At 64.0% G+C, this 25,413-nt stretch carries 24 protein-coding genes; 16 read left to right on the top strand and 8 right to left on the bottom strand.

Going from position 1 to position 25,413, the window contains the following annotated elements; all coding sequences use genetic code 11:
• Window positions 1-157: 157 nt before the first annotated feature.
• Together IOC82_RS07465 and IOC82_RS07460 are read right to left on the bottom strand one after the other, a co-directional pair.
• Window positions 158-808 (bottom strand): phosphoribosyltransferase family protein, encoded by a 651-nt coding sequence (locus IOC82_RS07465; protein ID WP_290545555.1) that lies wholly within the window; start codon window positions 806-808, stop codon window positions 158-160.
• Window positions 805-1,557, bottom strand: a complete 753-nt coding sequence (locus IOC82_RS07460) for a BtpA/SgcQ family protein (RefSeq protein ID WP_290545554.1) — start codon at window positions 1,555-1,557, stop codon at window positions 805-807. The genes IOC82_RS07465 and IOC82_RS07460 overlap by 4 nt, the downstream gene beginning before the upstream one ends.
• Before the next feature lie 70 nt (window positions 1,558-1,627).
• On the opposite strand from IOC82_RS07460, the gene IOC82_RS07455 reads away from it, so the two are divergent.
• From IOC82_RS07455 to IOC82_RS07380, 16 genes are all read left to right on the top strand, one after another.
• Window positions 1,628-2,527: a LysR substrate-binding domain-containing protein gene (locus tag IOC82_RS07455; RefSeq protein WP_290545553.1), complete on the top strand. Its 900-nt coding sequence runs from the start codon at window positions 1,628-1,630 to the stop codon at window positions 2,525-2,527.
• A 166-nt stretch (window positions 2,528-2,693) separates the two neighbouring features.
• On the top strand, window positions 2,694-3,839 hold the full coding sequence (locus IOC82_RS07450; RefSeq protein ID WP_290545552.1) for a spermidine/putrescine ABC transporter substrate-binding protein: 1,146 nt from the start codon (window positions 2,694-2,696) through the stop codon (window positions 3,837-3,839).
• A 242-nt stretch (window positions 3,840-4,081) separates the two neighbouring features.
• Window positions 4,082-4,939: an ABC transporter permease gene (locus tag IOC82_RS07445; RefSeq protein WP_290545551.1), complete on the top strand. Its 858-nt coding sequence runs from the start codon at window positions 4,082-4,084 to the stop codon at window positions 4,937-4,939.
• Window positions 4,936-5,736, top strand: coding sequence for an ABC transporter permease (locus IOC82_RS07440; protein ID WP_290545550.1), 801 nt, complete (start codon window positions 4,936-4,938; stop codon window positions 5,734-5,736). Before IOC82_RS07445 ends, IOC82_RS07440 begins: the two co-directional genes overlap by 4 nt.
• Complete coding sequence (locus tag IOC82_RS07435; protein ID WP_290545549.1) at window positions 5,736-6,797, top strand: ABC transporter ATP-binding protein; 1,062 nt, start codon at window positions 5,736-5,738, stop codon at window positions 6,795-6,797. Before IOC82_RS07440 ends, IOC82_RS07435 begins: the two co-directional genes overlap by 1 nt.
• Window positions 6,798-6,865: 68 nt before the next feature.
• Window positions 6,866-7,690: a polysaccharide deacetylase family protein gene (locus IOC82_RS07430; RefSeq protein WP_290545548.1), complete on the top strand. Its 825-nt coding sequence runs from the start codon at window positions 6,866-6,868 to the stop codon at window positions 7,688-7,690.
• A 161-nt stretch (window positions 7,691-7,851) separates the two neighbouring features.
• On the top strand, window positions 7,852-8,781 hold the full coding sequence (gcvA, locus tag IOC82_RS07425) for a transcriptional regulator GcvA (RefSeq protein ID WP_290545547.1): 930 nt from the start codon (window positions 7,852-7,854) through the stop codon (window positions 8,779-8,781).
• A gap of 225 nt (window positions 8,782-9,006) precedes the next feature.
• Window positions 9,007-9,981 (top strand): serine O-acetyltransferase EpsC, encoded by a 975-nt coding sequence (gene epsC, locus IOC82_RS07420; RefSeq protein ID WP_290545546.1) that lies wholly within the window; start codon window positions 9,007-9,009, stop codon window positions 9,979-9,981.
• Window positions 9,982-10,247: 266 nt separating this feature from the next.
• A complete protein-coding gene (locus IOC82_RS07415) occupies window positions 10,248-11,744 on the top strand; it encodes a hypothetical protein (RefSeq protein ID WP_290545545.1) in 1,497 nt (498 codons plus the stop codon).
• 188 nt (window positions 11,745-11,932) lie between these two features.
• Window positions 11,933-12,784 (top strand): ABC transporter permease, encoded by an 852-nt coding sequence (locus tag IOC82_RS07410; protein ID WP_290545544.1) that lies wholly within the window; start codon window positions 11,933-11,935, stop codon window positions 12,782-12,784.
• The gene (locus IOC82_RS07405) at window positions 12,784-13,704 is read left to right on the top strand and encodes an ABC transporter permease (protein WP_290545543.1); all 921 of its coding nucleotides are present in this window, start codon (window positions 12,784-12,786) and stop codon (window positions 13,702-13,704) included. The genes IOC82_RS07410 and IOC82_RS07405 overlap by 1 nt, the downstream gene beginning before the upstream one ends.
• A gap of 43 nt (window positions 13,705-13,747) precedes the next feature.
• Window positions 13,748-15,364: an ABC transporter substrate-binding protein gene (locus IOC82_RS07400; protein ID WP_290545542.1), complete on the top strand. Its 1,617-nt coding sequence runs from the start codon at window positions 13,748-13,750 to the stop codon at window positions 15,362-15,364.
• A 63-nt stretch (window positions 15,365-15,427) separates the two neighbouring features.
• A complete protein-coding gene (locus IOC82_RS07395; protein WP_290545541.1) occupies window positions 15,428-16,375 on the top strand; it encodes an acetamidase/formamidase family protein in 948 nt (315 codons plus the stop codon).
• Window positions 16,372-17,343 (top strand): ABC transporter ATP-binding protein, encoded by a 972-nt coding sequence (locus tag IOC82_RS07390; protein ID WP_290545540.1) that lies wholly within the window; start codon window positions 16,372-16,374, stop codon window positions 17,341-17,343. The genes IOC82_RS07395 and IOC82_RS07390 overlap by 4 nt, the downstream gene beginning before the upstream one ends.
• Window positions 17,340-18,293 carry an oligopeptide/dipeptide ABC transporter ATP-binding protein gene (locus IOC82_RS07385; protein WP_290545539.1) on the top strand — a complete coding sequence of 318 codons (954 nt, stop codon included), beginning with the start codon at window positions 17,340-17,342 and terminating at the stop codon, window positions 18,291-18,293. Before IOC82_RS07390 ends, IOC82_RS07385 begins: the two co-directional genes overlap by 4 nt.
• Before the next feature lie 91 nt (window positions 18,294-18,384).
• Window positions 18,385-19,395: a phosphotransferase gene (locus IOC82_RS07380; protein ID WP_290545538.1), complete on the top strand. Its 1,011-nt coding sequence runs from the start codon at window positions 18,385-18,387 to the stop codon at window positions 19,393-19,395.
• Here IOC82_RS07380 and IOC82_RS07375 read toward each other — a convergent pair.
• Genes IOC82_RS07375 through IOC82_RS07350 form a run of 6 tightly spaced genes read right to left on the bottom strand, consistent with a single transcriptional unit; the run spans window position 19,392 to window position 25,379 of the window.
• A complete protein-coding gene (locus IOC82_RS07375) occupies window positions 19,392-20,000 on the bottom strand; it encodes a TetR/AcrR family transcriptional regulator (RefSeq protein WP_290545537.1) in 609 nt (202 codons plus the stop codon). The genes IOC82_RS07380 and IOC82_RS07375 overlap by 4 nt on opposite strands.
• Before the next feature lie 48 nt (window positions 20,001-20,048).
• Window positions 20,049-21,605 (bottom strand): ABC transporter substrate-binding protein, encoded by a 1,557-nt coding sequence (locus IOC82_RS07370; RefSeq protein ID WP_290545536.1) that lies wholly within the window; start codon window positions 21,603-21,605, stop codon window positions 20,049-20,051.
• On the bottom strand, window positions 21,583-22,602 hold the full coding sequence (locus IOC82_RS07365; protein ID WP_290545535.1) for an ABC transporter ATP-binding protein: 1,020 nt from the start codon (window positions 22,600-22,602) through the stop codon (window positions 21,583-21,585). The genes IOC82_RS07370 and IOC82_RS07365 overlap by 23 nt, the downstream gene beginning before the upstream one ends.
• Window positions 22,599-23,585, bottom strand: coding sequence for an ABC transporter ATP-binding protein (locus IOC82_RS07360; protein ID WP_290545534.1), 987 nt, complete (start codon window positions 23,583-23,585; stop codon window positions 22,599-22,601). The genes IOC82_RS07365 and IOC82_RS07360 overlap by 4 nt, the downstream gene beginning before the upstream one ends.
• Entirely contained in the window at window positions 23,582-24,436 is an 855-nt protein-coding gene (locus IOC82_RS07355; RefSeq protein ID WP_290545533.1) for an ABC transporter permease, read from the bottom strand. Before IOC82_RS07355 ends, IOC82_RS07360 begins: the two co-directional genes overlap by 4 nt.
• The gene (locus IOC82_RS07350) at window positions 24,429-25,379 is read right to left on the bottom strand and encodes an ABC transporter permease (protein WP_290545532.1); all 951 of its coding nucleotides are present in this window, start codon (window positions 25,377-25,379) and stop codon (window positions 24,429-24,431) included. Before IOC82_RS07350 ends, IOC82_RS07355 begins: the two co-directional genes overlap by 8 nt.
• Window positions 25,380-25,413 lie beyond the last annotated feature (34 nt).

Here is a 25,413-nt window from a genome sequence, read left to right as displayed (position 1 = left end):
CTTAAATCCGCTCAGCCGCAACACCTGTGGAAATGTGGACAAGGCTCCGCCTTGCCCACAGTCCCACAGGAGAACAAAAGACAAGAAGCGGACATTTGATGTGCTACCAAAACCGGACAAGTTAATTAGCTATCGACAGGCCGGCGGGGCGGGTCCTTCAGCGGATCGCGGGGAACACCAGCTCCGGCCTGTAGCGCGTGAAGCTCTCGAGCTTCTGCGCGTTGCATTCCTTTTGCCAGCGGCTGCCCTGAACGACACCCGATACGCAACGGTACTTCTGGCGATAGGCATCGGTCGCCGCGTTCTCCTCGATGGCCACAGCCGCAATGCCGGCGACCGTGCCGCCCTGCCGCTCGACGAGGCGGATGGCGCCATCCATGGTGCCGCCCGTTTCCACCCACTGGTCGGCCAGCAGCACCTTGGTGCCCTTGCCGAAGGCCGGAAGCCGCATCTCCATCTCCTGGGTGCGGCCGGAATAGTTGGAAAAGCTCACCTTATCGGTGTCGACGCACAGCTTGCCCGCCTTGCGGATCGGCAGGAAGCCGACACCGAGCCTGGTGGCGAGCGCCGAGCCCAGCACGAAGCCCATGGCGTCGAGCCCGCCGACCACGTCGATGGTTAGCCCGTGCAAGTCCGCCATCAGATCGTCGAGCAGGTCATGGAAGGCCGCACCATTGATGTAGATGGACGTCGGGTCCAGCCAGGCGAATTTCGGGCCCTTGGTGTTGGGCGCCATGAGGTTGAGGTACCAGCGGTCGTCGCGCGGGCCCTTGGCGTCGGCGGTGCTGCGGCTCTGGACTGCGCTCATGACTGGGCTCCATATGTGCGGGTGAGTTTCAGAAGGCGGGCGAGCCTCGAAGGCTCGATGTTGTAGAAATCGCCGTCGCGGTTGATGCCGGTCGCCACCATGAAGCCGTCGACGTCGTCCATGTAGAGATGCGCATTCTCCGGCGTGATGCCGGACGCGAGCGTCAGCGCATGATCGCCGATGGCGCGGCGGAAGGTCTTGATCTTCGAGACATCCACCGCCTGGCCGGTGGCGGCGCCGGAGGTGCACACCGCATCCATGAAGCCGGTGGCCAGCATGGCGGAATAGGCATAATGCTCGGGCGCCACCTCGCGCTGCTTCTTGAAGCAGGTGCCGCCGGTGTAAAGCCCGCTCCAGCCTGACGCAGCGAGCGCCGCGGCAATCTCCTGCGCCTCCACCTGGCCGTCCGCCGCACGGCGCTCGTCGATGCGCGCATCATCCGCCCAGTAGCCGTCGACCGGCACGCCGTCGCGCTTCAGCTTGCCCAGCACGGGGAAGGCATCCTTGCCCGTCACCGCCAGGAAATTGACGCCCATCCACAGTGCGGGAAACTTCGCCCGCACATGCGCGATGACCGGCAGGAAGGGCTCGACGCCGAAATCGTGGTTGATCAGGAAGCAGCCGGGCGCGCCCTCCCCGGCGAGGATGCGCACATTGCGCTCCGCTTGGGGCGCATCCGTCACGTGGATCACCGGCAGCACCGCTGGCCCTGCGCTCTTGAACAGCTTTCGGAACTCATGGCGTGTCATGGCGCCGAAAACTACGGTCTTGTGCGAATTACGGAAATTTATAATGATGATGCCTGCATAAGGAGCGGCTATGCGGGCCATCAACCTTCCCACCGACTTGCTCAGGGCCTTCGTCAGCGTCATCGACTTGGGCGGCTACACCCGCGCGGCCGATGCGTTGGGCCGCACCCAGCCTGCAATCTCGCTGCAGATGAAGCGGCTCGAAGAGCTGCTGGATGCCAAGCTCCTGTCGCATGAGGGCCGCGAGCTGAAGCTCACCGAGGAGGGCGAGGCGCTGGCCGTCTACGCCCGCCAGCTGCTCAGGCTCAACGACGAGGCGGTGGCCCAGCTCAAGGGCCGCTCCGCCAAGGGCCAGCTCCGCGTCGGCCTTCCCACCGATTTCTCGGTGGCCTTCCTGCAGGAGTCGATCGTCGATTTCGCCGGCGAACAGGCCAAGGTCACGCTGTCGATCACCTGCGATCTCTCGCGCAAGCTGCTCGACCTGCTGCATGCCGACGGGCTCGACATCGTCATTGCTCTGCTTGCCCGCGACCGGAACCCCTATCTGGTGAGGAGCTGGGAGGAGCGGCCAATCTGGGCCGTGGCGAAGGATTTTCCTTTGAACAAGCCGAGCGCCGTGCCGCTCGTCACCCACCCGGAGGGCTGCGAATACCGCCGCCGCATGACGGCGGCGCTCCGCGCCGAAGGCCGCGGCTGGCGCATTGCCTATACGACGCCCGACATCGGCGGGCTGCAGCGCGCCGTCAGCGCCGGCATGGGCGTCACCGCGCTCACCCGCAAGACGCTGCTGCCGGACATGCGCGTTCTTGCTTCCCGCGAGGGTTTTCCGGCCATGGAGCCCATTCACATCGGGCTCTTCTACAAGCACCAGCGGCTCTCGGGCGCAGGCCTGATGCTGGTCGATTCGCTCATTGCGCGGATGGACGAGGCGGCCGAGCCTGCGCCCGCCAGGGCATCCGCCGCCCGATAAGCAGGCCTCATGCATGCATTAGCAGCATAAATTTCCCGCATGCCCGATTGAGGATTAGCCTCCTTCACGACGCGCTGGACCTCGGCAGCAAGACATGATGGCATGCGCGGTCAGGAGTGGGAAACAAACCGCCGGCCATCCTCCGGCTCCTAGGGAGAAAAGACGCATGCCCAACATCCTCAAGCCCAATGTTCTCAAGCCATCGCGCCGCGACGTACTGAAATATGGCGCGGCCGCCACCACCGCGCTCTGCACGCCCTTCGTCAGCCGTGCCTGGGCCGAGACGGTGGAAATCAACATGCTCGCCTGGTACGGCCATGGCGAGCCGGACGTGGTGGGCGAATTCGAAGCCGCCAACAATGTAAAGTTCAAGCCCAAGTACTACGCGGGCGGCGACAACATGATGGCGCTGATCGCCCAGTCGCCGCCAGGCACCTATGATGTCATCCTGTCGGATGCCGAGTTCGTGCAGCAGCTCAATGCCGCGGGCTACATCGAAGAGCTGAACCCGGCGGATTATCCCTTCGACGACATGCTCTATGCCGACTTCAGGCAGTTCCCCGGCCACTGGAAGGACGGCAAGCTCTATTCCATGATGGTGCGCTTCGGCCACCTCGGCGTCAGCTACAACACCACCGCCATCTCGGATGAGGAGGCGCAGAGCTACAAGGTGTTCTGGAAGCCGGAGATCAAGGGCAAGCTCGGCCACTTCGACTGGCACTTGCCCAACCTCGGCCAGATGAGCCTCACCAACGGCAATGGGCCCAAGCTGTGGGACCAGGACGAGGCCGGCTGGAAGAAGATCCAGGAAACCACCATGTCGCTCAGGCCCCAGGTCGGCGGTTTCTTCGACTACGGCGGCACTTTCAACGGCCTCAAGAACAATGAGATGATGGCCATGGCCGGAATCGGCGACTGGATCACGGGCGTGCTGGAGCGTGACGGCGCGCCGGTGAAGTCGGTGGTGCCGAAGGAAGGCGGAATTCAGTTCACCGAGTCCTGGTCGATCGGCAAGGGCACGCAGAAGGCGGACATGGCGAAGAAGTTCATCCAGTACATGCTCTCGCCCGATGGCCAAGTGCACTCGGCCCGCATGCTGGCCTACCCGGCCTTCTGCGTCACCAAGGGCGGCCGCGCCAAGCTCAACGAGGTGGACCCCAAGGAAGCCAAGCGCACCGGCCAGGTCGACGGCATGCCGAACGACCCGATTACGCTCATCAAGGATGGCCGCGTCCACTACCGCAACGTGCCCCAGCAGCAGAGCCTCGAGGACTGGAACGAGTTCTGGCAGGAATACAAAAACGCGTCCTAACGCCTCCGCTCATCATGCCCGGGCTTGTCCCGGGCATCCTTTTCCTCTTCGACCCCGCAAGGGATGGCCGGGACAAGCGCGGCCATGATGGAGCGGCCATGATGGAAGTGAGAGACTGACGTTAATGACAAACTGCGGACGCACGCAAACTGACCTCACCCCACCCGAGTTGACGCTGGGCGTCTCCCGAAATCTCATCATGCCCGGGCTTGTCCCGGGCATCCTTTCCCGCTGATCCCCACATGGCCGAGAGTCGACCTGCCAAGCCCGACTATTACGCGATCGCCTGGCGCATGCCATTGATCGTCTGGCAGGGTCTGTTCTTCGTGGGCCCGCTGCTTTTCATGCTTGCCATGTCCTTCTTCCTGGTGAAGAACTACCGCATGGAAGCCGCCTTCCAGTTCTCAAACTGGTCGCGCATGCTCTCCAAAGGCTTTTTCTGGGACGCCTATGCCTACACGCTCTGGCTCGCCGTGCTCGCCACCTTCATCACCAGCATCGCCGCCTTCCCGGCAAGCTACTTCCTTGCCTTCAAAGCCAGCGAACGGCTCCGCCGTTGGGCCATCTTCTTCCTCGTCATCCCCTTCTTCACCAGCTACCTCGTTCGCGTCTTCGCCTGGCAGGTGATCCTCGCCCAGCAAGGCGTCGTCAATGCAGCGATTTCCTATCTCGGCCTCGGGCCGTGGCAGATGCTGAACACCCAGTTCGGCACCATGGTGGGCTATCTCGTGCTCTGCCTGCCGCTCGCCGTGATCCTGCAGACCTTCTCGCTTGCCAATATCGACAAACGCCTTGTCGAGGCCGCGCACAATCTTGGTTGCGGACGCTTGCGCGCTGTCTTCACGGTCGTGGCGCCGTTGGCGAAGACCGGCCTCGTGGTCGCCGCCGTATTCTGCTTCATCCTGTCCTTCGGCGATTTCGTGTCGCCCTATTATCTCGGCGGTTCCAAGCCCCCCACCCTCTCGATCATGATCGTCGACACCTCGAAGTCGGGCCAGCAATGGCCGCGCGCCGCCGTCGTCGCCATCATGATGATCGCCACCCTGCTGGCCGTGGCCTTCACCGCCATCGGCTTCGCCTACAGGAAGCGCGGCAAATGAAAACCGGACGCCTCCTCCGATGGCTGCTGGCGCTCTACACGGCGCTTGTCTTCCTCTTCGTCTTCGCGCCGATCGTCGCGAGCCTCGTCTTCTCCTTCAATTCGGACCGCTTCCCCACGATTCCGCTCGGCTCCTTCACCACCGCCTGGTATGCGAAGGCCTTCAGCAATCCGGAGGCCTGGGATGCGGCGCTGAGAAGCCTCCTCGTGTCATCGGTCACCGCAGTGCTGGCCACCGCCATTGGCTTTTCGGCGGCCTATACCGACTACCGCTACGACTTCTTCGGCAAGACGGCTTTTCTTGTGCTGGCCCTGCTGCCGCCGACGATCCCTCTCATCATTCTGGCGCTGGCCATGCTGGGCTGGCTGTCGATGTTCAATGCCTCCGGCATGACGATTTCCATTATCATCGCGCACACCGTGCTCTGCGCGCCCTTCGCCATGGCGGTGATCAGGCTCAGGCTCAACCAGATGGACCCGAACCTGGAGCCCGCTGCCTGGAACCTCGGCGCGTCGGAATGGGTGACCATGAAGTCCGTCGTCATTCCCTTCACGCTTCCCTCGATCATCGCCAGCCTCTGCCTCACGGCGGCCGTCTCGTTCGACGAGTTCGCGGTCGCCTGGTTCGTCTCCGGCCTCAACAAGACGGTGCCGGTCGTCATCCTGGAAATCGTCACCGGCAACATCGATCCGCAGGTCAATGCCATCGGCACCGCCGTGTTCTTCGTCTCAATCACCCTCGTCGTCATTGCGCAGGTGCTCGTCCTGAGGCCCGCCAGAAAGCCGGATGCCGCCTGATGGCCGAACCCCTCGTCGTCTTCGACAATGTCGTGAAGCGCTTCGGCGCTTTCGAAGCGGTGAAGCGCATGAACTTCGAGATCCGCGAAGGCGAGTTCCTCGCTTTCATGGGCCCCTCGGGCTGCGGCAAAACCACCACGCTCCGCATGCTGGCGGGCCTTGAGCAGCCGACCGAGGGCGACATCCGCCTTGCCGGAAAGTCCCTCGTCAACGTCAAGCCGCATGAGCGCGGCACGCCCATGGTCTGGCAGTCGCTCGCCCTGTTCCCTTTCCTCAACGCGCGCGAGAATGTCGAGTTCGGCCTCAAGATGCGCGGGCTCGACAAGCCAACGCGCGCCAGAAAGGCGCTCGACTGGCTGGAGCGTCTCGGCATCGGCGAATTCGCCGAGCGCGACGTGAACTCGCTGTCGGGCGGCCAGCGCCAGCGCGTGGCGCTGGCCCGCGCCCTCGTGACGGAGCCGAAGATCCTGCTGCTAGACGAGCCGCTCTCCGCCCTCGATGCCCATCTCGTCATCCGCATGCAAGGCGTGCTCACCAAGCTGCAGCGCGAGCTCGGCATCACCTTCGTCTATGTCACGCATTCCCAGTCGGAGGCCTTCGCCATGGCCGACCGCGTGGTCATCATGTCCAGGGGCGAGATCGCGCAGATCGGCCCGGCGCGCGACATCTACCGCACCCCCGCCTCGCGCTTTGTTGCGGAGTTCGTCGGCCGCAACAATATCTTCGCGGGCACCGTGAATGCCGCCGGCAATGTCGACACGGCAGCCGGCGCCTTCACGCTCGGTGGCAAGGCGAAGCCGGGCGAAAATGTCAGCTTCGTCGTCGCCGCCGACGTCGTGTCGATTTCCACGGCGAAGCCCGCCGCGCAGAATGTTTTCGCCGCGCAGCTCATCTCGGAGGAGTTCGTGGGCTCCATGGTCACCCTGTTCTTCGAAGCGCCGGGCGGTGCTGAGGTCAAGGTCCAGGTGCAGGAGCGCCTGCTGGAGGGAATCCCGCGCGAGCCGGGCCAGCAGCTCTTCCTCTCCTTCGATCCGTCTCACGCGCATATTCTCAAGGGCTGATGCCCATGATCCGCAATCCCATCCCCTGGCCCAATGGCGCCCGCTGCGCCTGCGCCATCACCTTCGACATGGACGCAGATTCGCTCATCCACATTTCCCGCCCAAAAGATGGGCACGACCGGCTCTATCCGATCTCCATGGGCCGCTACGGGCCAACGGTGGCCGTGCCGCGCATCCTCGACACCTATCGCCGCCTCGGCCTGAAACAGTCCTTCTTCATCCCCGCCTGGTGCATCGAACAATACCCTGCTGCGATCGATTCCATTTTGCGTGACGGGCATGAGATCGGGCATCACGGATTGTTGCACGAGGACCCCGTCGACACGCGTGGCGAACAGCAACAAAAAGCATTCGAAACAGCAACCGAAATTCATCAAAAACGCATCGGCCGCAAGCCGCGCGGCTACCGCGCACCCGTTTACAATGTCACCCAGCAGGTCATCGAACTGCTCGTCGAGCACGGCTTCCAGTATGACTCCTCGCTCATGGCGGACGACATCCCTTACCTGATGAAGACGCCTTCCGGCGAGCTCTGGGAGGCCCCGGTCCATTGGGGCGCCGACGACTGGCCGCCCTTCGCCCACTACGCCGAGATCGGCTACATGATGCCGGTGAAAGCCCCTTCCGAGGGCCTCAAGGCCTTCTGGGAGGAGTTCGATGCGCAATATGAGGCAGGCGGATTTTGGATCGGCATCTGGCACCCATTCTTAACCGGCCGACTGGCCCGCTGGCGCCTTGTGGATCAATGGCTTGAGCAGATTTTGAAGACCAGGAACGTATGGTTCGCGCCGCTCGAGCACATCATCGCTCATGTCGCAAAGGTGACTGCCGGCGGCAGCTATTCCCCGCGCGTCGAGCAGTTGCCCTACTACACGAAAAGCCAGCTCGGCTGATCGGTTCACGAGACCGGTCTTCTATTTTGCTGCAGCGCAGCATTGATCTCGATCAAACCTGCAGAAATCTCCTAAATATATGATAAAATTTGACAATCAACGGGCTTGCCAGCACCGCATTTCAATGCTATTAATTTCTACCGATTAAATAGGGTATTGACATGAGACGCCAACTCCCGCCCCTCAACGCGCTCCGTGCCTTCGAGGTCGCCGCCCGCCACATGAGCATTTCGCAGGCGGCGCAAGAGCTGCGGGTAACGCCCGCTGCCGTCAGTCACCAGATCCGGCTGCTGGAGGATCACGTGGGCCTCCCCGTCTTCGTCCGCAATGGCCGCGGCCTCGCGCTGACGGATGCCGGGGCGGCCGGCCTGCGCGACCTGCGCGAGGGCTTCACCCGCCTTTGCGCCGCCATGGATGCCATTGATTCGCTTGGGGAAGCTGGCGTTTTGTCGGTCAGCGTCGCGCCCTCCTTCGCGTCCAAGTGGCTGCTCCCCCGGCTTGAGAGCTTTCAGCGCGCCCACGCCGAGATCGACGTCCACGTCTCTGCTTCCATGCAGATCACCGACTTCGTAAAGGACGGAACCGACATCGCTATCCGCTATGGCGCCGGGCGCTATTCCGATCTCTCGGTGGAACGCCTGCTGGCGGAAAGCGTCATTCCCGTCTGCAGCCCGGAATATCTCAAGGAATACGGGCCTTTCCACGCCCCGGGCGACCTCGTGGAGGCAACCCTGTTGCATGACGACAGCCCGGACAATGACCCGTCCTGCCCTAATTGGGAGATGTGGCTGAGTGCGGCCGGCGCCCGCAATATCGATGCCGCGCGCGGCCCGCGCTTCAACCAATCCAGTATGGTGATCGAAGCCGCCGTGCTCGGGCGCGGCGTCGCCCTCGCCAAAACCGCGCTCGCCGCGCGTGACCTGCGGCAGGGACGGCTGATCCAGCCCTTCTCCTCCGCGGTGAAGGTCGATTTCGCCTATTACATCGTCGCGCCGCGCGCCAAGCTCAACCTGCCCAAGGTCTCCTTCTTCATCGACTGGTTGCGCAATGAAGCCGGGCACGAGGAACCGCTCCGGCTTGCAGTGGCATGAAGCGGCGCGGCGATGACGCTCCACGCGCTGATGTCGGGTCTGCTCGCGCGGTGCGAAACCGCCGTTGAGCGCGCTTTCCGGAGCGACGCATCGGGGCCCGAACGCCGCGGTGCGGCGCGCTGCGAATTCATCGATGTAAACATCATCGAACGTCCGTTGACCCGCGATCCGGACGGCGGGATTGACAGACGCAGTCCACGCGACTAGCGCGAAAGAAACGCAACAATGTCAGCCAAGATCGAAACCTTGCGGCCCCAGCGGCCCAGGCCCCAGGCATTCGGGCTTGCGGCGGTTGTCGCGGAGCTTCGCCACTCCCGCGATGTCGCGCACAATATCCGCCTCGGCGGAAAGGTAACGGAGGCGCCCTCGGCCTCCGCGATCGCTGAGGCGCTGGACGGGATCGTCATGTCGCTCTTCCCCATCCATCTCGGGCCGCATGGATTAAACCATGAGAGCATCGATCTCTTCGTCACCAACACGCTGTCGACCTCCCTTGCCCGTCTGGCAGATCAGGTGGCGCGTGGCCTGCAGTTCGAACGGAGCGGCCTTTCGCCGGCGGAGGCCCAGCACCGCGCCGAAAAGACCGTCCATGGACTTGCACGTCAGCTGCCGCCGATACGCGCCCTGTTGGTGAGCGACCTCAAGGCGGCGCAACGCCACGATGCATCTGCCGAAAGCCTCGCGGAGGTGCTGATCTGCTATCCCAGCTCGCGCGCCATTATCCACCATCGCCTTGCTCATGCCCTGTACAGGCTGGGCGCACGCTTCGTGGCGCGCATCATCGCAGCACTGGCCCGTGCGACAACGGGCATCGACATTCATCCCGGCGCCAGGATCGGCCGCGGCTTTTTCATCAGCCGCGGCATGGGCGTGACGGTCGGGGAGACAGCGGTGATTGGCGAAAACGTCTGCCTGCATCAGGGCGTCACACTGGGCGAGAGCGAAGCGCAGCCGCCAAACGCGTCAGCCCGGCGGCTGCTCCGTCACCCGATTATTGAAGATCGCGTGATCGTGCATGGCGGCGCCAGTATTCTCGGCCGCATCACCATCGGCGCCGGCTCGATCATTGGAGGCAATGTATGGCTGACGCGCAGCGTTCCTCCCGGCAGTGCCGTGACACATACAGACCACACCGTGAGCACCATTCAAAGCCTCGACCGGGTGCGAGGGGCTGCCGCGTGGTCCGGTCGGGTCAAATGAACTGAAAAGAACACAAACCAGATCATGGGCTTAAGCTTAAGCTCGTAACAAGCAAAATGAGGCCCACATTTGCGGCAAAGCCTCTATTGCCTGCGCAAGCGCACCTTGAGCCGGTTCGTCCGTTGCAGCAGCGAGTCCAAAATCGTCCGGCAAAGCGCTGGTGTGTTGGCGAAGCATCCACCGCAAGGCTGCACGAACCTTCGGATAAAATTGACAAAACAGCTGTTTTCAGTTGGTGTATGCTGAACATCAGGATTCGGAAGACAATGACTGACCGGCCAATTGCAGTGGCGCACCACAATCGCTCGCCCGATCAGAGCGTCCGCCTGGTCATTGCCGCCACCGTGCTGCTGGTATACGCGGCCATTATGATCGACAGACGCGAGAATACGCTCGGCGAGGGAGACCTCTTCTGGCACATCAAGACGGGGCTCTGGATGTTGCAACACCGGGCAGTTCCGTCGACCGACATGTATTCATACACCTTTGCCGGTCACCCTTGGATGGCAAAGGAGTGGCTGTCGCAGCTCATCTACGCGGCCATCTTCCAGCTCGGAGGCTGGAATGCGGTTGTTACAGCAGCCGTCGTCTCGGTCGGGGCGGCGGCGGCGCTTCTCTATTGGTCGCTGTCCGCTTCTCTCAGGCCGCCTCTCGCAGGATCGATCGCTCTTGCGGCACTTCTTGCAACAAGCATCACCTTCACAATCAGGCCACACCTGCTGACATTGCCGCTCCTGGTGATCTGGACACATTTTCTGTTCAAGTGGTCATCGACGGCGAGGGCGCCCAGCTTCCTGCTCCTCCCGGTTATCGTTGTCTGGGCGAACTTGCACGCGGCTTTCACCATGGGATTTGTGATCGCCTTCTTTGCCTTTCTCGACTTTCTTGAAAATGGCGGCTGGGCGAAAAAAAAGGCGCTATGGACCTGGCTGGCGTTTTTGGCGCTCTGCCCTGCCGTTACGCTGCTGCACCCTTATTCCTACCGCGCCATGATGGCCACGCTATGGGTGTTTCGCCCCAGTGAAGGCACCCTGATGGTGCTGGAGTGGATGCCATTCAACGCCCAGGAAGACATCATTCACGCCGCATTGATCTTCGGGTCGATTTTCGCGGCTTTGGCATCCGGTTTCCGGCTCGGATGGGCACGGGCTTTTTTCGTCACGTTTCTCTGCTACCAGTACATGGCTCATGTTCGCTATGCATTCTTTTTCTTTCCCGTTCTCGCGCTGGTGACGGCGCCGGCGATTGCCCGGCAGTTTCACCGCTTGTCCGCGGAATACTGGCGCAGCGAGCGGCGGGAAGGGCTCGAGCGGCGCATGCATGATGCATTCCGGCCTATCATGACGGGCCTTTGCGGAGCGATTGCGGTCTTGCTCGGGCTGCAGCTTTGGGTCTTGAAGTCAGCGCCGCCGGAAAAGGTCTCGGTCAACACCGCCATTGCCTATGCCAAGTCGTTCGGACTGAGCGGACATGTTTTCAATCACTATAATCTTGGCGGCTCTCTCATCTTCCATGACATTCCCACCTTCATCGACGGCCGGTCGGATCAGCTCTTCGTAGGAGAGATTTCCAAAGCGTTCGAAGCGTCGGAAAAGGACGAAAAGAGTCTCGTTGACGTTCTCCAGAAATATGACATGCGCTGGACACTTTTTCCGCCAGCCGACCCGCGCACCAAGATGCTCGACAAGCTCCCGGGCTGGACGCGCGTCTTCGCCGACAAGAACGCCGTTATTCACCAGCGCACGGACATGCCGCGTGAATGATATCGGCATGATGATGGCGCCGCAGGTCCTTGGCGTCTGGCACTGTTCCTGAAGGGTGGGTTGGCCGCGTTGCCGGTAACCGCAATTCACCCCCCCCCCCCGGGAGGCGGCGAGCCCAAGCCCTTGCCACGCCCACGGTTTTGCCGGAAAAACCGGCCTCTTTTTTTCAAGTCGGGCGAGGGTGGTTCATGGGCGATACGTGGAAGCGCTTCCACTGCGACAGGCTGGCGATGGCCGGGCTGGTCACTATCGTTGTTTTCGCCATGGCCGCAATCTTCGCGCCGGTGATAGCCCCCTATAACCCATCCGAGCAGTTCTTCGACGGGCTGACGCTCGAAGGCTCACCGCTTCCGCCCAGCTGGCGCTTCTGGTTCGGCACCGACACCAATGGCCGCGACCAGTTTTCGCGCCTTCTCTACGGCGCGCGGACCTCGCTGCTGATCGGCATCGTGGCCAATGGCATTGCTGTGGCAGTTGGCGCCGCCCTCGGCCTCGTTGCGGGATACTTGCGCGGCTGGACGGGTGCGGCCATCATGCGTCTCACTGACCTGATGATGGCCTTCCCGCCGCTGCTGCTGGCCATCGCACTCGCCGCCATCCTGAAGCCCGGGCTCAACATCGTCATCCTCGTCATCGCACTAGTGAACTGGGTACAGATCGCACGCGTCATCTACACCGAGACCGTGGCGCTGTCGGAGCGCGAATACATCGAGGCGGCGCGCGCCCTGGGCGCCGGAAACCTGCGCATCCTGCTCCGCCACCTGCTGCCGCATCTCATTCCCACCGTCATCGTCTATGCGACACTCGGCATCGCGACCACGGTTCTGCTCGAAGCGATGCTGTCCTTCCTGGGCCGCGGCGTGCAGCCGCCCACACCGGCCTGGGGCATGATGATCTTCGAGAGCCAGTCCTACTTCCTCAATGCGCCATGGCTCGTATTCATTCCCGGCGCCGCAATCCTGATCCTGGCGCTGGCCTTCAACCTGGTGGGCGACGGGTTGCGCGACGCGTTGGATCCCACCCAGCGCGGGAGGGGCTGATGCTCAGGTACCTCGCCAAGCGCCTCGCCGCCTCCGTTCTCATCCTGCTCGGCGTCTCGATCGTCACCTTCGGGCTGACCTTCATGATCCCGGCGGACCCCGTGACGATGATCGCGGGCCGCAACTCCACCCCGCAGATGCGCGAGCAGATCCGTGTGCAGCTCGGCCTTGACAAACCCATACCGGAGCAATACGCGCGTTATCTCGGCCGCCTCGTCACCGGCGACCTTGGCATTTCCTATGCGCGGAAATCGGAAGTGGCGCCGCTCGTCGCCTCGCGCCTGCCGCCCACGCTGCTGCTGATGCTCGGCGCCATCATCGCAGAGCTGATGATCGGCCTTCCCGCCGGCATCTATGCCGCCACCCGCCGCGGCCGCTTCGGCGACAAAGCGGCGATGACGCTCTCCTTCCTCTCGGTCTCCACCCCGCAATTCGTGCTGGGCCTCACCCTGCTCTATCTCTTTGCTTACCTGTGGAACTGGTTCCCGCTGGGCGGCTACGGCAAGATCTCGAACCTCATCCTCCCCGCGCTCACGCTGGGGCTCGCCGGCGGCGGCTGGTATTCGCGCATGATGCGCTCCTCTATGATCGAGGTACTGCGCAACGACTATATCCGCACGGCGCGGGCCAAGGGCATGAGCGAGTGGCGGGTCGTCATGAAGCACGGGTTCCGTAACGCCATCCTGCCCATCGTGGCGATGATCGGCCTCGACGTCGGCATCTTCATGTCGGGCGTCGTGGTTGTGGAAAACGTCTTCGGCTGGCCCGGCATCGGGCAGCTGATGTGGCAGGCCATCCAGTCACTGGACATCCCGGTAATCATGGGGGTCACAATCGTGGCGGCCTGCTTCATCGTGCTCGGCAACCTCATTGCCGACCTCGTGTCGCCGCTGATTGACCCGCGCATCCGCTTGCGCTGAACTGACGTACACGAACAATTGACGACAAACAGGGAGAAGCTCGATGAAGAAACTGCTGTTTTCGGCCGTTGCGGCCCTCACCCTCATGGCGGCGGCGCCGCTTGCCATGGCGGATGCCCCCAAGCAGGGCGGCCAAGCCATCATCACCTTCAACAATGACCTCACCACGCTCGACCCACAGGTGGGCTATGACTGGCAGAACTGGTCGGTCATCAAGTCGATCTTCGACGGGCTGATGGACTACAAACCCGGCACCACCGAGCTCGAGCCCGACCTCGCAGAGAGCTACACCGTGTCGGACGACGGCCTCACCTACACCTTCACGCTGCGCGACGGCGTGAAATTCCACAACGGCCGGCCCATGACCTCCTCCGACGTCAAGTATTCCTTCGAGCGCGCGGTCAACCCGGCAACGCAGAGCCCGGGCGGCGGCTACTTCGGCATGATCGCCGGTTATGACGACGTTGCCGGCGGCAAGGCCACCACGCTGTCGGGCATCGAGACGCCCGACGACAAGACGGTGATCTTCAAGCTCACCCGTCCTGACGCCACCTTCCTGCACCTGATGGCCATCAACTTCGGCTATGTCGTCCCGAAGGAAGAAGTCGAGAAGGCAGGGGCCGACTGGGGCAAGAATCCCGTGGGCACCGGCGCCTTCAAGTTCGTCGAATGGGTGCCGGGCCAGTCGATCAAGCTCGAGCGCAACAAGGACTATTACAAGCCCAACACGCCGTACCTCGATGCCATCACCTTCGAGTTCGGACAGGACCCGACGGTCGCCGTGCTGCGCCTTAAGAAGGGCGAGATCGACATCGTGGGCGACGGCATTCCGCCCGCGCAATTCGCCGAGCTGACGGCAGACCCTGCCAACAAAGACCTGATTGTGGTGGGTGACCAGCTGCAGACCGGCTACGTCACCATGAATGTCACCCAGCCCCCCTTCGACAACATCAAGGTGCGCCAGGCGGTGAACATGGCGATCAACAAGGACCGGATCGTCCGCCTCATCAACAATCGCGCGGCGCCGGCCAACCAGCCGCTGCCGCCCGCCATGCCCGGCTACAATCCGGACAACAAGGGCTTCGCTTATGACCCCGAGGGCGCGAAGAAGCTTCTCGCCGAGGCGGGCGTGGGCGAGATCAACACCGAGCTCTATGTGATGAACGTCGACCCCAACCCCCGCATCGCCCAGGCGATCCAGCAGGACCTTGCGGCGGTGGGCATCAAGGCCGAGATCCGCTCGCTCGCCCAGGCGGAAGTCATCGCCGCCGGTGGTTCCGGCAAGGCGCCGATGGTGTGGTCGGGCGGCATGGCCTGGATCGCCGACTTCCCGGATCCGGCCAACTTCTACTACGGCATCCTCGGCTGCGCGGGTGCGGTGGAAGGCGGCTGGAACTGGTCGCGCTACTGCAACAAGGCGCTCGACGAACGTGCCGCCAAGGCCGACTCCATGGTGAAGGACGACCAGAAGGACGCCCGCATCTCCGAGTGGAAGGCGATCTTCGACGACGTGACCAAGGAAGCGGCCTGGGCCCCGGTCTTCAACGAGAAGCGCTTCACTTATCACTCGGACCGCCTCGGCGGCGACCCGGCGCTCTTCACCGACCCGATCCATATCCCGGTGAACTACGACTATATCTACGCCAAGGACGCTCAGTAGGCTGATCAAACCGGGCATGCTCCCTTCCCCCTCGGGGAAGGGAGCATTGTTATTGAGGGCACTATGACCAAGCACATCTGCAACCACACGATCCACGACCACCAGTGCCACTTCGGCTGGAACCGCGACAACCCGCCCGTCATCCGCATCGCACCCGGCGAGACGGTGGAATTCCACCCGGTCGACTCCTCCGGCGGCCAGCTCAATGCGAGGTCGACGCTCGCCGATCTTGTGGCACTCGACTTCGGCAAGGTGAACCCCGTCGCGGGGCCCGTCTTCATCGAGGGTGCTGAGCCCGGCGATGCGATCAAGGTGACGCTGCTCGACTTCGCGCCCTCGGGCTGGGGCTGGACCGCCAATATCCCGGGCTTCGGCCTGCTTGCCGGCCAGTTCAAGGACCCCGCCCTTCACATCTGGAAATACGACGCGGCGAGCCTGGCGCCCGCCATGTTCGGCCCCGGCGGCCGCGTGCCGCTGAAGCCCTTCTGCGGCACCATCGGGCTGGCCCCCGCCGAAGCCGGCCAGCACTCCGTCGTGCCGCCGCGCCGCATGGGCGGCAACATGGACATCCGCGACATGGCGGCGGGCACCGAACTCTTTCTCCCCGTCGAAGTGGCGGGCGGGTTGTTCAGCGTCGGCGACACCCATGCCTGCCAGGGCGATGGCGAGGTCTGCGGCACCGCCATCGAAAGCCCATGCTCGGTGCAGGCCAAGTTCGAACTGGTGAAGAACGCCAACCTGCCCTTCCCGCGCTTCACCACGCCCGGCCCCGTGTCGCGCCATCTCGACGTGAAAGGCTACGAGGTGACAACAGGCATCGGACCCGATCTCATGGAGGGGGCCAAGGCCGCTGTTTCCGGCATGATCGATCTCCTGTCGAAGCGCCACAACATGAATGCAGTCGATGCCTATATGCTGTGCTCGGTCTGCGGCGATCTGCGCATCAGCGAGGTCGTGGACATGCCGAACTGGGTCGTCTCCTTCTACTTCCCGCGCCTCGTGTTTGAATGAGCGAACACGCCCTGCTCCGCGTCGAGGGCCTGACGGTCGGCTTCAACACGGAGCAGGGGCCTGTCCGGGTCACCGAGGATGTGTCCTTCGAGCTGAAACCCGGCCACACGCTGGGCCTCGTGGGTGAGTCGGGCTGCGGCAAGAGCGTTACGGCGCAAACCATCATGCGCCTGCTGCCCAGCCCGCCCTCGCGCATCGACGCGGGCCGGATCCTGTTCGAGGGCAAGGATCTGGCCACCGCCTCGCAGCGTGAGATGCAGAAGATCCGGGGCGACCGCATCGGCATGGTGTTCCAGGAGCCGATGACCAGCCTCAACCCCACGCTCCGCATCGGCGAGCAAATCGCCGAACCCCTGATGCTGCACCGTGGCATGAAGCGGGCTCAGGCGGACGAAGAGGTGATCAAGGTCCTGAAACAAGTCGGCATCGGCAATGCCGAGCGCCGCCTGCTGCAATATCCGCATGAACTGTCGGGCGGCCTGCGCCAGCGCGTGATGATCGCGATCGCCATCATCTGCAAGCCGCAGCTCTTGATCGCCGACGAGCCGACGACCGCGCTGGACGTGACGATTCAAGCGCAGATCATGGAGCTGCTCAAGACGCTGCAGAAGGACCTTGGCCTCGCCGTGCTGCTCATCACCCATGACCTCGGCATGGTGGCCGAGATGTGCGAGACCATCGCAGTGATGTATGCCGGCCGCATCGTCGAAGCCGGCCGCACGGTGAATGTCTTTGCGAAGCCGCATCACCCCTACACCTATGGCCTGCTCAACTCCTCGCCGCGCCGCGCCAAGAAGGGCCAGCGCCTGCCCTCAATTCCCGGCCTCGTGCCGCCGCCGGATGCGCGTGGAGGGGGCTGCAGCTTCGCCGCGCGATGCTCCAATGCGCTTGAGCGCTGCCGCACCGAAACCCCACCGCTTGTTCCACAAGGCAATGACGCCGCCGCCTGCTGGAACCCCATACCATGACGGCGCTGCTCGAAGCCCGGGGCATCTCGAAGTTCTTCCCATCGCGGGATGGCAAGGGAGTCGTCCGTGCCGTCAATGACGTGAGCCTGTCGCTGGCAACCGGCGAGACGCTGGGCATCGTCGGCGAATCCGGCTGCGGCAAGTCCACCCTCGCCCGCATGCTGATGCGCCTGATCGAGCCATCCGAAGGCCAGGTGCTGTTTGAGGACGAGGACCTGGTGTCGCTGCCCAAGTCCGCGATGCGCCAGCGCCGGCGTGACATCCAGATCGTGTTCCAGGACCCCTATGCCTCGCTCGATCCGCGCATGACGATCGCGCAGATCATCGCGGAACCGCTCGACATCCACGGCATCGGCGCCAAGGCGGAGCGCGCGGCGAAGGTGAGGGAGCTGATCGCGCTCGTCGGGCTCGACCCTTCTGCAGCCCAGCGCTACCCGCATGAATTCTCCGGCGGCCAGCGCCAGCGCATCGGCATCGCGCGCGCCATTGCGCTGGAGCCGAAGCTCGTGGTGCTGGACGAGCCGGTTTCGGCGCTCGACGTGTCGATTCAGTCGCAGGTGCTGAACCTGCTCGATGATCTCAAGACCAGGCTCAAGCTCTCCTACATTTTCATCTCGCATGACCTCTCGGTGGTGCAGCATGTGAGCGACCGCGTGGCGGTGATGTATCTGGGCCGCATCGTAGAGGAAGGCCCGGCCGACACCGTGCTCGGTGCGCCACGCCACCCCTATACGCAGGCACTGATCTCCGCCATTCCGGAGATCGACCCCACGAAGCGCAAGGCGCATGTTCTGCTGACGGGCGACCCGCCAAACCCCGAGAATATTCCTCAGGGCTGCCCCTTTCATCCACGCTGCCCCATCGCGCAGGAGCTCTGCCGCGTCGAGATCCCGGCCTTCGTAACCTCTGGCGGCTCGCGCGCCCGATGCCACTTCGCCGGAAGGGCATAAGCAACGCGTCGGAACCGGATGAAGGAGCAGGGACTTGCCGGCCCGCCGATGTTTCTGGCAGGTGGACGTCCACAACCTCTTGCGAACGCGAATGACTGACTTCAACACACTCTCGCATGAACACCAGCTCGCAGTCCTGCAAGAGCTGGCCCAGGAGACGCTGAAGCGTTACGTTCTGCCTGGCGGTTGCTCGGCACAGCTCGTGAACCTGTCGGAGAACGCCACTTACCGCGTCGGCGCCCCCGATGGCCGGTGCTGGGCGTTGCGCATTCACCGCGCGGGCTACCAGTCGAAGCAGGCAATCGCCTCGGAGCTTGCCTGGGTGGTGGACCTGCGCCGGCAGGGCGTGGCCATCACACCAAGCCCCGTGGCCGGTTGCGATGGTGCGCTGATCCAGGACGCCGCGCACCCCCGCTTGGCCAGGCCGCGCCATGCCGTGCTGTTTGGCTGGGAGGCGGGCGCCGAGCCAGGTATCGGCGATGATCTCGCCGGTTCCTTCGAGGTTCTGGGCGGGACCGCCGCGCGCATGCACATCCATGCGCGGCAATGGCAGCGCCCCTCCTGGTTCACACGGCACAGCTGGACTTTCGACACGGCATTGGGTGACGAGCGGCCACATTGGGGCCGCTGGCGCGACGGCATTGGCATGGACCGCGAGAAGCAAGCGCTGTTCCAGCGCACCGTCGATCTCATCGCCAGACGGCTCGCGGCCTATGGCATGGGTGCGGAGCGCTTCGGCCTCATTCACGCCGACCTGCGCCTCGCCAACCTGCTGGTCGACGGCAGCACGTTGAAGGTCATCGACTTCGATGACTGCGGCTTCAGCTGGTACATGTATGATGCCGCAACCCCTGTCTCCTTCTATGAGCACGAGCCGCAGGTGTCAGATCTGATCGGGCACTGGAAGGCAGGCTACCGCAAAGTGCTGCCCTTATCGAAAGAAGACGAGGCGGAGATCCCAACCTTCGTGATGCTCCGCCGCATCCTGCTTGTCGCATGGATCGCCTCGCACATCGAGGCAGAGTTTCCGAAATCTTTGGGAGCCGGCTATACCGAGGGCAGTCTCGCGCTCTGCGAGGATTATATCCGCCGCTTCGGCTAGCCGGGTGCGGCGAGCACGGCTGCCAGCGTACGGCGGCAGAGGTCCTTGGCGCGGTCGAGGGAAAGCAGGCTTTGGTCGATGCATTGTTCTAGCCACAGCCCGTCGACCAGGGAGATAAGAATGGTGGCAACATCATAGCTGTCAATCGTCACGCCCTTGCCGCGGGCGAAGGCGGAGATCGCCCGCGCGATGCGCTCGCGGTAGAGCGCGTAATTCTTGCGGTGCTCCAGCTGCAGCGCCGGGTTCACCGCGATCTCGCCCCACAGCGCGAGCCAGACGTTGAGATAATCGCGGCTCAGGAAACTGTCAGCGAACATCATGCCGACGAGGCCGTCAATGCTCTCAGGCGCTTGCTCGGCGCGGTCGAGGTTCTCTAGCAACTTGCCGTAGATCGCGGCATAGGCCGCTGCAAGCAGAGCGTTCTTCGATCCGAAATGATGTGTGATAAGCCCGCGCGAGGTGCCGGCTTCGGCGCAGATATTGTCCACCGTGAAGCCCTGGATCCCGCCCTTGGCAAGGCAGGCGATGGACGCCTCGACAAGCAGCGCCCGGCGCTCGCCGGGTGGGATGCGTTCGAATTTCGGTGCGGCTGATTTCTTGGTCATCTGGAAAGCGAAGGAAGGGGCGCGGATGAGACCGCGCCCCCTGCTGGATCAGGCCTTGGTGAACTGCGTCGGGTCGGGATGGCCGTCCGCCAGGATCACCGGGTTGATATCGGACCGGTAGATCGCAAGGAAGGGCCGGAAGCAGATGAAGATGAAGCCGCCCGAATCCTCCATCAGGTCTTCCATCCGGTTGAAGATTTCCTTGCGCTTGGCGTCGTCCTGCTCGACCAGGCCCTTCTGGTAGAGATCTTCGTATTCCTTCGAGTCAAAGAAGGACCAGTTGTAGACTCCGATCTGGTCCGGCCGGAACCAGACGAGGTTCTCGATCGGATCGATGCCACCGGCGAAATCCATAAGCACCATCTCGATGTTCTTGTAGCCGTCGCCCTGCGTCTTGTCGCCCAGCGCCCAGTAGGCGGCATCCTCCGTCGGCTGGATGTTCACGGTGATTCCAGCCTCGGCAAGGCTCGACTGGATGATCTGCGCGGTGGCCTGCGAGACCGAGTCCGTGAGGCAATAGAGGTTCAGCTCGAGGCTGGACACGCCGGCTTCCGCCAGCAGCGCCTTGGCCTTCTCCACGTCGCGCGCGGCGATCTTGTTGGCGGCACGCGAGAACGTGCTGTCGGCCTGAACGACGCCGGTCGAGCGGGTGGTGAGCCCGTCATAGGCGCCCTGCAGCACCGCGTCGCCGTCATAGGCATACTGGATCGCCTGGCGCACGCCCGGATCCTTCAGCTTCTCGGCATTCATGTTGATGGTGAGCCAGACATAGCGCGTCGACCGCGCCTCGATGAGCTTCGAGTCCTTCGGCACGTCGGCCTTGATCTGCTTGGCCGAGCTCTGCGCCAGCTTGGTATAGTCGAAGGAGTCCGCCTCATAGGCCAGCAGGGCAGCCTGATCATCGGTGACGATGAAGTATTCGACCTTGCTGAAGGCCGGCTTCTCGCCCTTCCAGTCCGGGTTCGCCACCAGCGTCACCTTCTGGTTCTGCTCCCACTTCTCGAGCAGGAAGGGGCCGCATTGGGCAGGAATCGATGTGGTGTAACTGCCGCCCGCCTTCTCCACCGCCGCCTTGCAAACGATGTGGCCGCCATAATAGGGCAGCGTGATGTAGAGAAAGGGCTTGAACGGCTCGGTGAGGTGGATGAGGCCCGAGCGCTGGTCGATGACCTCCACCTTGTCGAGCTTCTCGAACTGGTAGGCCCAGGCCGAGTCCGAGCCCTTGATGCGCTCGAAGGAGAACTTCACGTCCTCCGCCGTCACCGGGCCGAAGCCGTTGCTCCAAGTCAGGTAGTCATGCAGCGTAAAGGCGATGGTCTTGGGGTCCTTCCACTCGAAGACCTTCGCTGCGTAAGGCGTGATCTGGTTGCCCTCGCGCATGTCGCCCAGCCGCACCAGCGTCACCTGCGTGCAGCGCGGGATGACGTCATCGAGCTCGCCGATGATGCCCTTGGGGTCCAGCACCTGCAGGTCCGCCGTGGCGCGCAGCCGCAGCGTGTCGCCATCCGCCGCCCAGGCGAAATGCGGGTGCGCGGCGAGGCCAGCAAACAAGGCGCCGCCCGCCTTCAGCAGGCCGCGGCGGTCAGTGCTCCAATTCAGTCCCATGTCTTCCTCCTGAGATTCGTTGTTCTGTTTCTGCGGCAAAATGGCATCGCACCATGCGGTCCGGTGTGATCATCCGGGGCGCGGGCTCCTCCGCCGCGCAGCACGGGCGGGCAATCGGGCAGCGCGTGTGGAACTCGCAGCCCGGGGGCCTGGCGAGCACGCTGGGAATTTCGCCCTTGAGTGCGAGGTTGGCGCGGCGCTTCCGCGGATCGGCCTGCGGCTCGGCGGCGATAAGGCTCTTGGTATAGGGGTGATAGGGATGGCTGAAGACTGCGCGCGTCGGCCCCCACTCCGCCATGCGGCCCAGATAGAGCACGGCCACGCGGTCCGTCACGTGGCGCACCACGGCGAGATTGTGGGTGATGATGAGGAAGCTGAGGCCGAGGTCGCGGCGGAGCCCCGTCATCAGGTTGAGGATCTCGGCCTGCACCGAAACGTCAAGCCCCGCTGTGGGCTCGTCGGCGATCACGAGCTTCGGGTTCAGTGCCAGCGCACGCGCCACCGAGACGCGCCGGGCCTGGCCGCCGGAGAGCTCATGCGGGTAGCGCTGGGCGAGTGCGGGGCTGAGGCCCACACGCTCCAGCATCGCCGTCGCGGTGCTGGGCCCCTCGGGCAGCGGCACGCCGTTGATCTGGAACGGCTCGACCACCTGGGCTGCCACCTTGCGGCGCGGGCTCAAGGAGGCCACTGCATCCTGGAACATCAGCGCGGCGCCCTGCCGCACCTTCACGAAGTCGGAGCGGGTCTTCACCGGCTGGCCCTCGAAGCGGAGGCTGCCCGATGTGATGTCCACAAGCCCCATCATCGCGCGCGCCAGCGTCGACTTGCCGGAGCCCGACTCGCCGACGAGGCCCAGCATCTCGCCCTGCCCCACGGAGAGCGAGAGATTGCTGAGGATGGTCATGCGCGGGGCAACGCCCGGCAGCAGGCGCTGCAGCCCGGCGGCAGGCGCGGCCAGGTCCAGCGAGACATTGTCGACCTCGTAGAGCGCGCTCATGACCGCGCCTCATTGCGCTGCGCAAAGTGGCAGCGTGCGAAGTGGCGCGGGCTGACCTCGACATGGGCCGGCGCCACGCTGCGGCAGTGGCCGGTGGCGCGGGCGCAGCGGCCGGCGAAGCTGCAGCCCATGGGCGGCGTCACCAGGTCCGGCAGGCGGCCGGGAATGGTGGGCAGCACCGGCGCATGGTCATGGAGATGTGCCGGGTCGCAGGCGATCAGCGCCTGGGTATAGGGGTGGCGCGGGTTGTGATAGACCTCCTCGGTCGAGCCCTCCTCCACCACCTCGCCGGCATACATGACATAGACCCGGTCGCAGAGCTCGCCCACCAGGCCTAAGTGATGCGTGACGATCACGATGGCGCCATTGTAGTCGCGGCGAAGCTCGCGCAGCAGGTGAATGATCTGCGCCTCCATGGTGACGTCGAGCGCCGTGGTGGGCTCGTCCGCCACCAGCACCTCCGGCGTCATCAGGAGGGCTGCGGCAATCGCCGCGCGCTGGCGCATACCGCCCGAGAGCTCGTGCACAAAGCGGCTGAGGCAGCGCTCGGGGTCCGGGATGCCCACGCGCTTCAGCATGGCCGCAGCCTCGGCGCGCTTCTCGCCCTTCGACAGGCCCTCGCGCTGGTCCTGGAAGTCGACGAGCTGCTCGCCGATTGTCAGCACCGGGTTGAAGGAGGTCATCGGGTCCTGGAAGATCATGGCGATGTGCCGCCCGCGCAGCCGCCGCTTCTCCTCACCGCTCACCGAAAGGATGTCGCGCCCGCCGAAGATGACACCGCCCGAAGTGACGCGGGCGTTGGAGGCCAACAGGTTGATCATGGCGGAGGCAAGCGTCGACTTGCCGCAGCCCGACTCGCCCACGATGCCGATCGCCTCGCCGGCGCGCGCCTCGAGGCTGGCATGGCGCAAGGCCTGCAGCGCACCCTGCTCGCTCGCATAGGCGATGGAGAGATCATCGACCTTGAGGAGGGTTTCACTCATGTGAGCGTCCGCAGCTGCAGGCGGGGGTCCAGCGCATCGCGCAGCGCCTCGCCGAGGAAGGTGAAGCCCAGCGTGGCGAGGATCAGCGGGATGCCGGCGACGATCACCATGCCCGGCGACTGGCGCAACGAGACATAGCCATCATAAAGGATATTGCCCCAGGAGGGCGTGGGCGGCTTGACGCCGAGGCTGAGGTAGCTGAGGCCTGCCTCCAGCATGATGACCACCGGAATGTCCATGGAGAGCACCACCAGCAGCTGGCCCACCACATTGGGCAGCAGGTGCAGCAGGATGACGCGCCAGTGCGAGGCGTTCATCGCCTTCTCGGCCAGGATGAAGTCGCTGCGCACGAGACTCAATGTCTGTGCACGAATGAAACGGGCATAGCCGGGAATCGACACGAGGATGATGACGAGGATTAGCGTGCCGGTCGACGGCCCCAGCACGGTGATGACCGCCAAAGCGAACATGATCATCGGCAGCGAGGTCATCGAATCGAAGCAGAGGATCAGGAGAGAGTCGAGCCAGCGCGGGCCATAGCCCGCGATGAGGCCCAGCAGGATGCCGGCGAGGCCTGCGACGCCCGTCGCCGTCATGGCCACGCCCAGCGCGGTGCGCGCGCCATAGATGATGCGCGAGAGGAGATCGCGCCCCAGCTGGTCCGTGCCGGCCCAGTGTGCAAGGCTGGGACCGGAAAACTTGTGCATCACGTCGATCTTGAGCGGATCATAGGGCGCGATCCAGGGTGCGAAGAGCGCCATGACGACGAAGCTCAGCACGATCACGCCGCCCATGACGCCCAGTGGCTCCGCCATCAGCGCGCGCCAGACATTGCGGCTGCGGCTAGCCACGGAGCGTGTCCCGGACCCGCGGGTCGAGTTTCGCCATCAGCAGGTCGGCGAGGGTGACCACGGTGAGGTAGAAGGCCGTCATGAACAGCACCGAGCCCATGACCACGGGGAAATTGCGCTTCTGCACGGCAGAGGTGATGAGCGTGCCGATGCCGGGCCGCGAGAATACCGTCTCGACGAAGACGGCACTCGACAGGATGGAGCCGAAGCCCACCGCGACGATGGCGACGACCGGCACGATGGCGACGCGCAACGCATAGCGCAGCACGATCTTGGCCTCGGTGAGGCCGAAGGCGCGGGCCGTGCGCAAATGGTTCGCCGACATCACCTCCAGCATGGAGGCGCGCACGAGGCGCGCGAGATAACCCACCCAGGTGATGGCGATTGCCGCGGCAGGCAGCACCACGGCACGGAGCTGGCTGCCCCAGTCACCCGCCTCGCCCGCCCCGATGGCGGGGAACCAGCCAAGCCACACCGCGAAGACAAGGAGGAGATAGATGGCGATCACGAAGGACGGGATCGAGATCATGCTGACCGAGAGGATGGCGAGCACGCGGTCGATGGTGCGGCCCTGCCAGACGACGGCGAGGCAGCCGAGCCCGATGCCGGCGACGAGCGCGATCGACATTGCCACCGCGCCGAGGAAGAGCGTGTTAGGAAAGACCTCGCGGATCATGTCGGTCACCGGGCGCCTGGACCAGACATCATAACCGAGGTCGCCCGTGACGGCGTTGCGGAAGAAATTCCACACCTGCACATAGAGCGGCTGGTCGAGGCCCATCCGCCTCATGAGCTCCTGCTTCAGCTCCGGCGTGGCGCGGGGGCCCAAAGCGAGCGAGGCCGGGTCGCCGGGGACCAGGAAGACCATCGCATACATCGCCAGCATGACCACGATGACGATCAGCAGGGCAAGGCCGATGCGTTTGATGGCATAGGTCAGCACGGCGTCCCGTCAGCCTCCCTGCCCTGGACTTCGG

Source organism: Aestuariivirga sp. (genome assembly GCF_020252395.1).
GTDB lineage: Bacteria > Pseudomonadota > Alphaproteobacteria > Rhizobiales > Aestuariivirgaceae > Aestuariivirga.
The sequence above is the reverse complement of the archived record's forward strand: the minus strand, read 5'-3'. Positions and strand labels throughout refer to the sequence as shown.

What these genes read in the sequence shown, in the direction of transcription:
- IOC82_RS07465 (WP_290545555.1), bottom strand. Translation starts at nt 808, where the DNA reads ATGAGCGCAGTCCAGAGCCGCAGCACCGCCGACGCCAAGGGCCCGCGC.
- IOC82_RS07460 (WP_290545554.1), bottom strand. Translation starts at nt 1,557, where the DNA reads ATGACACGCCATGAGTTCCGAAAGCTGTTCAAGAGCGCAGGGCCAGCG.
- IOC82_RS07455 (WP_290545553.1), top strand. Translation starts at nt 1,628, where the DNA reads ATGCGGGCCATCAACCTTCCCACCGACTTGCTCAGGGCCTTCGTCAGC.
- IOC82_RS07450 (WP_290545552.1), top strand. Translation starts at nt 2,694, where the DNA reads ATGCCCAACATCCTCAAGCCCAATGTTCTCAAGCCATCGCGCCGCGAC.
- IOC82_RS07445 (WP_290545551.1), top strand. Translation starts at nt 4,082, where the DNA reads ATGGCCGAGAGTCGACCTGCCAAGCCCGACTATTACGCGATCGCCTGG.
- IOC82_RS07440 (WP_290545550.1), top strand. Translation starts at nt 4,936, where the DNA reads ATGAAAACCGGACGCCTCCTCCGATGGCTGCTGGCGCTCTACACGGCG.
- IOC82_RS07435 (WP_290545549.1), top strand. Translation starts at nt 5,736, where the DNA reads ATGGCCGAACCCCTCGTCGTCTTCGACAATGTCGTGAAGCGCTTCGGC.
- IOC82_RS07430 (WP_290545548.1), top strand. Translation starts at nt 6,866, where the DNA reads ATGGACGCAGATTCGCTCATCCACATTTCCCGCCCAAAAGATGGGCAC.
- gcvA (WP_290545547.1), top strand. Translation starts at nt 7,852, where the DNA reads ATGAGACGCCAACTCCCGCCCCTCAACGCGCTCCGTGCCTTCGAGGTC.
- epsC (WP_290545546.1), top strand. Translation starts at nt 9,007, where the DNA reads ATGTCAGCCAAGATCGAAACCTTGCGGCCCCAGCGGCCCAGGCCCCAG.
- IOC82_RS07415 (WP_290545545.1), top strand. Translation starts at nt 10,248, where the DNA reads ATGACTGACCGGCCAATTGCAGTGGCGCACCACAATCGCTCGCCCGAT.
- IOC82_RS07410 (WP_290545544.1), top strand. Translation starts at nt 11,933, where the DNA reads ATGGGCGATACGTGGAAGCGCTTCCACTGCGACAGGCTGGCGATGGCC.
- IOC82_RS07405 (WP_290545543.1), top strand. Translation starts at nt 12,784, where the DNA reads ATGCTCAGGTACCTCGCCAAGCGCCTCGCCGCCTCCGTTCTCATCCTG.
- IOC82_RS07400 (WP_290545542.1), top strand. Translation starts at nt 13,748, where the DNA reads ATGAAGAAACTGCTGTTTTCGGCCGTTGCGGCCCTCACCCTCATGGCG.
- IOC82_RS07395 (WP_290545541.1), top strand. Translation starts at nt 15,428, where the DNA reads ATGACCAAGCACATCTGCAACCACACGATCCACGACCACCAGTGCCAC.
- IOC82_RS07390 (WP_290545540.1), top strand. Translation starts at nt 16,372, where the DNA reads ATGAGCGAACACGCCCTGCTCCGCGTCGAGGGCCTGACGGTCGGCTTC.
- IOC82_RS07385 (WP_290545539.1), top strand. Translation starts at nt 17,340, where the DNA reads ATGACGGCGCTGCTCGAAGCCCGGGGCATCTCGAAGTTCTTCCCATCG.
- IOC82_RS07380 (WP_290545538.1), top strand. Translation starts at nt 18,385, where the DNA reads ATGACTGACTTCAACACACTCTCGCATGAACACCAGCTCGCAGTCCTG.
- IOC82_RS07375 (WP_290545537.1), bottom strand. Translation starts at nt 20,000, where the DNA reads ATGACCAAGAAATCAGCCGCACCGAAATTCGAACGCATCCCACCCGGC.
- IOC82_RS07370 (WP_290545536.1), bottom strand. Translation starts at nt 21,605, where the DNA reads ATGGGACTGAATTGGAGCACTGACCGCCGCGGCCTGCTGAAGGCGGGC.
- IOC82_RS07365 (WP_290545535.1), bottom strand. Translation starts at nt 22,602, where the DNA reads ATGAGCGCGCTCTACGAGGTCGACAATGTCTCGCTGGACCTGGCCGCG.
- IOC82_RS07360 (WP_290545534.1), bottom strand. Translation starts at nt 23,585, where the DNA reads ATGAGTGAAACCCTCCTCAAGGTCGATGATCTCTCCATCGCCTATGCG.